4 protein-coding genes are annotated in these 2,921 nt (G+C 67.5%); all 4 read left to right on the top strand.

Going from position 1 to position 2,921, the window contains the following annotated elements; genetic code table 11:
- A partial coding sequence (locus VIB55_RS23680) for an aldehyde dehydrogenase family protein (RefSeq protein WP_331879151.1) occupies positions 1-567 on the top strand: 567 nt, incomplete at its 5' end.
- Between the two features lie 47 nt (positions 568-614).
- On the top strand, positions 615-836 hold the full coding sequence (locus tag VIB55_RS23675) for a hypothetical protein (RefSeq protein WP_331879150.1): 222 nt from the start codon (positions 615-617) through the stop codon (positions 834-836).
- Between the two features lie 3 nt (positions 837-839).
- Entirely contained in the window at positions 840-1,241 is a 402-nt protein-coding gene (locus VIB55_RS23670) for a type II toxin-antitoxin system death-on-curing family toxin (RefSeq protein ID WP_331879149.1), read from the top strand.
- 157 nt (positions 1,242-1,398) lie between these two features.
- Positions 1,399-2,775: a carboxypeptidase-like regulatory domain-containing protein gene (locus VIB55_RS23665; protein ID WP_331879148.1), complete on the top strand. Its 1,377-nt coding sequence runs from the start codon at positions 1,399-1,401 to the stop codon at positions 2,773-2,775.
- Positions 2,776-2,921 lie beyond the last annotated feature (146 nt).

The raw sequence follows: 2,921 nt of genomic DNA, 5'->3' as shown, positions 1-2,921 counted from the left end.
GACGAGGCCGGGGCGGAGCGCGAGGTGGAGGCGTCCATCCGCCGCCTGTACACCTACGCCGCCTGGGCCGACAAGTACGACGGCCTGGTGCACGCCACGCCCATGCGCAACGTGACGCTGGCGATGAACGAGCCCATCGGCGTGATCGGCGTGGCCTGCCCCGACACGGCGCCGCTGCTGGGCTTCATCTCCACCGTCATGCCCGCGGTGGCAACGGGCAACGCGGTGGTGGTGATTCCGTCGGAGCGCTGGCCGCTTGCCGCCACGGACTTCTACCAGGTGCTCGACACCTCCGACGTTCCGGGCGGCGTGGTCAATATCGTCACGGGCAAGCGCGAGGAGCTGGCGGAGACGCTGGCCGCGCACGACGACGTCGAGGCGATGTGGTACTTCGGCGGCGCTGAGGGAAGCGCGAATGTGGAGCGCCTGTCGGCCGGCAACATGAAGCGCACGTGGGTGAGCTACGGCCGCGAGCGCGACTGGTTCGACGCCGAGCAGGGCGAAGGCCGCGAGTTCCTGCGCCAGGCCACGCACGTCAAGAACGTCTGGGTGCCCTACGGCGAGTAAGTGGCCGGTGGATTGCGAGGAATGGGTGGCAGCACACAGGAGGGATGATGACCAAGATTACACTTCACCCAGCCCAGGGCGTCGGCGCTGGCGCACTCCCACCCGAGCTTCTGGAGCGGATCGGGATCGCGCCCGGTGAGTCGGCCTATGCGGTAGATCGTCCGGGCGGTGTGCTGCTTACACCCGACCCGAATTTCGGCGCCGCCATGCAGGCATTCGATCGGGCTCGGAAGCAGTACTCGGAGACATTCCGCCGGCTTGCCGAGTGACCGGTGGACGAGCCGATCTGGTTGTCGCGCCAGATGATCGATGCGATGCATTCCGACCTCATCGAAGACTACGGTGGCTCTCACGGGATCCGGGCGGGCGGGAATGACCTGATCGACTCCGCCTTGAGCCGGCCGATGAACCGGTTCGCCTACACCCCTGGTGTGGACTTGGCCGATGTTGCCGCCGCGTACCTGTTCGGACTCGTGAAGAATCACGGGTTCATCGACGGTAACAAGAGAATTGCGTTTGCCGCCCTCGTAACGTTCCTCGATCTGAATGGACGGTGGCTCACAGCCCCTCCCGATTACGCTTTCGCAATGGTCGTCGCAACGGTCGAGGATCGGATGAGCGAAGGTGATGTAGCCGAGTGGATCCGGCGCCACTGGAGCAGCGCAGCACGATGACGTAGACGAAACGGGGTGGATCACCGATGGTGATCCACCCCGCATTCGTTCCGGATCTTCGTGCATCCGCGGCCGACCGCCGGCGTGTCAAAATCCGCATCGTCTATCCGTTACACCCTGTCGCGGTGGGTTGTCGCCCTCTTCCCTGAGCGGAGCCATGCAACGTCGCATACGCGTGCTGCTCTTCACCATCGCTCTCTCCCTCACCACCACCCGGCTGTCCCCGCAAACCGTCGGCGGCACCGTCGTGGAGCGGGCGACAGGTGAGCCGGTCCAGGGTGCGGTGGTGGCGCTGGTCGACTCACTGGAAAGGCGCCGGGACGCCGTGCTCAGCGATGGGCAGGGGCAGTACAGCCTGCAGGCTCCGGCGCCGGGAACCTACCGCGTTCGCGCCGAGCGGGTCGGGTACGCGGCCGCCGCCTCGCCCTCGCTGGCACTGGAGGTTGGGGAGCAGGTAACGCAGCAGCTGTCGATGTCGCCGGAGCACGTGACGCTGGATGCGGTGGTCGCGCGGGGGGTGCCGCGGGCGTGCACCATCCGCCCCGAGAACGGCGAGCAGGCGGCGCGCGTGTGGGACGAAGCACGGAAAGCGCTCGACGCCACCCACCTCGGTGGCAGGGCTGGCGCGTACGAGTTCCGGGTGCGGCTGTTTCGGCGGACGCTGGCCCTGCCCCGGCTTACGATCGTCGATTCCACCTCGATCATCCAGTCGGGGTACAGCCGCCAGCCGTTCGCGACACACGCGGAGCGGCTGGTAACGCACGGCTACATGGAAGTCGAGGGCGATTCCATCGTGTTCCGCGCCCCGGACGCGCCCACGCTGCTCTCCGATGCTTTTCTGGACCACCACTGCTTCAGCCTGGTCCGGGGCCGCGGCACCGAGGCGGGGATGGTGGGGCTGGCGTTCGCTCCCCTGCGCGGCAGACGGCTTCCGGACGTGCAGGGAACGCTGTGGCTCGACGGGCAGACGGGGCACCTGCGCTACCTGGAGTACACCTACACCCGGCTGCCCTTCGCCAGCTCCGACGCCCGGCTGGGCGGGCGCGTGGACTTCGTGCAGCTGCCCGAGGGCGGATGGATCGTAAGCCGGTGGCGGATCCGGATGCCGGTCATGGAGAGGAAAAACCCGCGCGCGCAGCCCATCGTCAAAGCGTTGGTGGAGAGCGGGGGCGAGGTGCTGGGTGTCCGCACGGGCCGAGGAGCCCGCGTACCCCTGCGGACGGCGAGCGTCGGGCCGAACGGGGGTGGCGTGCGAACCACCTCGGTTCACGCCCCGCCAGAACGTTTACACCGCGAGATGCTTGAGCGCGTGCCGGTAGCGTTCTGTAATCTCGTCAGAGCTCGCGATGGCCTCCGCAACGTCGGGATCGCCGGTGGTGATCAGGATCCCGGCATTCGTATCGACCGCGAACACCTTGTCTCCAGGCTTGATCTGGTGACGGTCGAGCATCGCTTGGGGCAGCGGGGCCAAAGTAGAGCTTCCGACCTTGTGGAGCGTGATCTCCTCATGCATCGCGGTCTGCTCCGGGTCTAGACATTTGGACTACGCCGCCCTCGCGACTTCCGCCGTACGTACCCTCGGCGTAGACGGGGCCCTCGCCCGGGGCGGCAACGCGGAACCAGTGCACGGGGCCGTCGTCGTTGATGAGCAGGCGGGCCGTGGCGGGGAGGGGCAGGGGC

Origin of the sequence: Longimicrobium sp., from assembly GCF_036554565.1 — a bacterium.
In the GTDB taxonomy this organism is placed as follows: domain Bacteria; phylum Gemmatimonadota; class Gemmatimonadetes; order Longimicrobiales; family Longimicrobiaceae; genus Longimicrobium.
The sequence above is the reverse complement of the archived record's forward strand: the minus strand, read 5'-3'. Positions and strand labels throughout refer to the sequence as shown.